Annotated in this window: 1 protein-coding gene; it reads right to left on the reverse strand. The window is 74.2% G+C overall.

Annotated features, from left to right (window positions below):
• A partial coding sequence (locus tag V7E46_RS32705; protein ID WP_443054421.1) for a type I polyketide synthase occupies positions 1 to 4,582 on the reverse strand: 4,582 nt, incomplete at its 3' end.
• Positions 4,583 to 4,641 lie beyond the last annotated feature (59 nt).

The following is a 4,641-nucleotide window of genomic DNA, read 5'->3' on the forward strand; positions in this document are numbered from 1 at the left end:
CACGCGCCATCCCCACCCGCTGCGCACCCTGCCCCGTGAACAACACGCCCAGCCGCGCGTCGGCCACCGCGGCGCCCGAGACGGTCCCGGCGCCGGGCTCACCGGCCGCGAGCGCACGCAACCCGGTGACCAGCTCGTCCCGATCCGTTCCCGGCACTACCGCGCGGTGGTCAAACACCGTGCGGGAACCGGACAGCGACCATCCGATGTCGGCAGGTCGCAGTGCCGGGTCCGCCTCCACGAGGTCCAGCAGCCGCGCGGCCTGCGCCCGCAGGGCCTCCTCCGTCCGGCCCGACAGCGCCCACGGCGCCGCGGCCGTGAGCACGGCGGGAGTCTCCGGGGCACCACGGCGTTCGTCGTCGGCCGCCGCCTCAAGGATGACGTGGGCGTTCGTGCCGCTGACGCCGAACGACGACACCCCGGCCCGGCNCTCCGGGGCACCACGGCGTTCGTCGTCGGCCGCCGCCTCAAGGATGACGTGGGCGTTCGTGCCGCTGACGCCGAACGACGACACCCCGGCCCGGCGCGGGCGGCCGGTCTCCGGCCACGGGATCGACTCGGTCAGCAGCCGTACGTCGCCCTGCGTCCAGTCGATCTGCGTCGAAGGCTCGTCCACGTGCAGGGTCTTGGGCAGGATTCCGTGGCGCAACGCGAGCACCATCTTGATCACACCACCCACGCCGGCCGCGGCCTGGGGGTGCCCGATGTTCGACTTCAACGAGCCCAGCCACAGCGGTTGCCCGTCCACGCGGTCCCGGCCGTAGGTCGCCAGCAACGCCTGCGCCTCGATCGGATCGCCGAGCTTCGTACCGGTGCCGTGCGCCTCGACCGCGTCGACGTCCGAAGCGGACAGCCCTGCCGCGGCGAGGGCCTGCCGGATCACCCGCTGCTGCGAGGGACCGTTGGGCGCCGTCAGGCCGTTGGAGGCGCCGTCCTGGTTCACCGCGCTGGACCGCAGCACCGCGAGCACCTCATGGCCGTTGCGGCGCGCGTCCGACATCCGCTCCAGCACCACCACGCCCACGCCTTCGGACCACCCGGTCCCGTCGGCCGAGTCGGCGAAGGACCGGCACCGGCCGTCCTGCGACAGTCCGCCCTGCGCGGTGAACCAGACGAACGCGTCAGCAGTGGCCATCACCGTGACACCGCCGGCCAGCGCCAGCGAGCACTCGCCGGCGCGCAGTGCCTGCGCCGCCAGGTGCATCGCCACCAGCGACGACGAACACGCCGTGTCCACACTCACCGCAGGCCCCTCCAGCCCCAGCGTGTACGACACCCGGCCGGAGATCACACTGGCCGCCCCGCCCGTGATCTGGTGCCCCTGCAAATGCTCGCCACCGCGGGCGACGAGGTTGGCGTAGTTCGAGGAGTAGACGCCCGCGAACACCCCGGTCGAGCTGCCCGCCAGCGAGGTCGGATCGATTCCCGCCTGCTCCAGGGCTTCCCACGACACTTCCAGCAGCAGCCGCTGCTGCGGGTCGGTGGCCAGCGCCTCACGCGGCGAGATCCGGAAGAACGCCGCGTCGAACTCACCGGCCCCGTCGAGGAAACCACCGCGGCCGGTGGCCGAGGTCCCGGAGCCGGGCCCTTCGGTGCCCCGCAGTGTCTCCAGGTCCCAGCCGCGATCGGCGGGGAAGGCGGTGATGCCGTCGGTCCCGCCGGCCACGAGCCGCCAAAGACCGTCCGGATCGGACACTCCGCCGGGGTATCGGCAGGCCATGCCCACCAGCACGACCGGATCGTCGGCCACCGGGGCCGCCGCCACAGGCCGCGTCACGACGTCGGCCGCCGGGGCGGGAGCCGTGTCCCCGAACTCCTCGGCCAGGTGGGCGGCGAGGCGGGTGACGGTCGGGTAGTCGAACACCAGGGTCGCCGGCAGGGTGGCGCCGGCGCCGGCCTGCAACGAATTGCGCAGGTCGACCGCCGTCACGGAGTCGAAACCCAGCTCGCGGAACGGCTGGTCCGTGCCGATCTGCGCACCTGACGGGTAGCCGAGCACCGCGGCGGCCGACTCGCGCACCAGCTCCACCAGCAGGCGGTCACGTTCCGCGGCGGACAGTCCGGCGAGCCGCCGCGACAGTCCTTCCCCGCCGCCGCGCGAGTTGTCGGCCGCGCGCCGGACCGTGGTGCCGGCGAGCGAGCGCCACACCGCGGGCACCTCGGCCTGGGCCCGCAGCGCCGGCAGGTTCAGCCTGGTCAGCACGAGCGCCGGGTCCTGTGAGCGCAGCGCCCGGTCGAACAGGTCCATGCCCTGCTCCGCCGACAACCCGCGCTCGCCATCCCAGGATCCCCAGGCCAGCGACAGACCGGGGAGTCCGTCGCGGCGGCGGCGCCGCGCCAGCGAGTCGGCGAACGCGGTCCCGGTGACGCCGTCGAGCGACGAGAACAGCACGAAGAACGCGAGATCGAGGTCGCAGGTCAGCTCGTGCAGATTCCAGGCGCCCTCGACCCGCGGCGCCAGCGCCCCGTCGAGCTCCTCCCGGGACAGCGTCTCCACCGCGAAGTCGTCGCCCGCGTCCGCGGCGTGCACGACCCCGGTCACCGGGTGCTCCGCGGCCACGGACGCGAGCACGTCGGCCAGCGCCGCCCGGTCGGTCACGTCGCACGCCACGACCGACACGGTGGCGCCGCGCTCCGCCAGATCCGCGACCATTGCCTCGGCCTCGGGCGCGGCAGGGCCGCGGCGGCTGACCAGCAGCAGGTGCCGGACCCCGTACCCGGCGACGAGGTGCCGGGCGAGCACGCCACCGCGGCGGCCGGTGCCGCCGGTGATCACGACCGTCCCCGCGGGATCCAGCGTCGGCGCTGCTGCGGCGGTGCCGCTGACGCGGGTCAGCCGGGCGGCGTGGAGCTGCCCGGCGCGCAGGGCGAGGTACGGCTCGCCGGTGGCCAGCACCAGGCCCAGTCCGGCGGCGTCCAGTCCGGTGTCGGTGTCGGTGTCGGTGTCGAGCAGGACGATCCGGCCCGGGTACTCGGCCTGCGCCGAGCGCACCAGACCGTGCACCGCGGCGGCCGCCGGATCGGCCACCGGTCCGTCCTGGCCGGTGCTCACGGCCCCGGTCGTCACCACGACCAACGGAACATCCGCGGAGCGCCCGTCGGCCAGCCAGTCCTGTAGCCGGCTCAGCACCCGGCCCGCGACCTCGTGCGCGGAGTCCGGCACCGTGCCCGGGCCTGCGGACACCGGCAGCACCACCGCGGCGGGCGTCGGCTCACCGTCGAGTGCCGGGAGCACCGCATCATCCGGCATGGCGAGACGCCACCGCTCCACCGGGATCGCGGAGGTCGCGGGCACGGCACTCCACCGCAGTTCGAGCATCGCGCCGTCGCCGGTGGCCGCGCTCAAACCGCCGGCCGTCAGCTGCCGCATGATCAGGGAGCCGATCGACAGCACGGGAAGTCCGGTGGAGTCCGCGACCACGAGGGCGGCCGCGTCCGGGCCGACGCGGGTGAGCGCGACCCGCACCCGGGACGCACCGGACGCCTGTAGCACCACGTCGGTGAAGCTGAACTGGAGCCCGTCCATCCCGGCGAACGCCGATGTCTGCAGCGCGGCGTCCAGCAACGCGGGGTGGATGCCGAACGACGGCGCAAGGCCACGGCCGGCCTCGGGCAGCTCGATCTCGGCGAGGATCCGGTCGCCGTCCCGCCACGCCCGGGTCAGCCCCTGGAACACCGGGCCGTAGGCGAACCCGTCGTCACCGAGCTGCTCGTAGAAGCCCGCGGTGTCGAGCGCTGTCGCCTCGAGCGGCGGCCATGCCTGGGTGACCGGGTCGAACGTCGTCCCGGCGAGAACCCGGCCACCGTCGCTCAGCTGGCCGGTGGCGTGCCGGACCCACTCCTCCTGCCCGTCGGGGCGCGCGTACACGGCCACGTGCCGCCTGCGTGTCCCGGGATCGGCGTCGCCGACCACGACCTGCAACTGCACGCCACCCTGGGCGGGCAGCACCAGCGGTGCCTCCAGGACCAGTTCCTCCAGCCGGTCGCAGCCCACGCTGTCGGCCGCGCGGACAGCCATCTCGACGTACGCGGTCCCGGGCAGCACCGGGACGCCGCGCACGGTGTAGTCGGCGAGCCAGGGGTGGGTGCGCAGGGCCAGCCGGCTGGTGAACAGCACGCCGTCCGTCTGCGGCAGCGGCACCGTCGCGCCCAGCAACGGATGCTGCGCGGAGCTCAGACCGGCCGCGGTCACGTCGGCAGCCGCGGTGGCCGGTTCCGGCCAGAAGCGTTCGTGCTGGAACGCGTACGTCGGCAACGCGACGCGCTTGGCGTCGCAACCGTCGAACACCGTCACCCAGTCCACGGGGACGCCGTACGCGTACGCCTGCGCGAGCGCCAGCGCCATCCGGGGGAAGCCACCTTCACCGCGGCGCAGGGTGCCCATCACGACGGCGGATTCGCGACCATCGACAAGGTCCTGGACGGCGGGCGCCAGCACCGGGTGCGGGCTGACCTCGACCACCACGTCCGGTCCCGAGTCGAGGGCGGCCGTGAGCGCGTCCTCGAACCGCACGGTGCTCCGCAGGTTCCGGTACCAGTACCCGGCGTCCCACTGCGCGGTGTCCATCACCTCACCGGTCACCGAGGAGTAGACCGGGATCTCCGCGGACCGCGGCGCGATCGGCGCCAGATCGGCCAGCA

Source organism: Streptomyces sp. IBSBF 2435 (genome assembly GCF_036815005.1).
Lineage (GTDB): Bacteria > Actinomycetota > Actinomycetes > Streptomycetales > Streptomycetaceae > Actinacidiphila.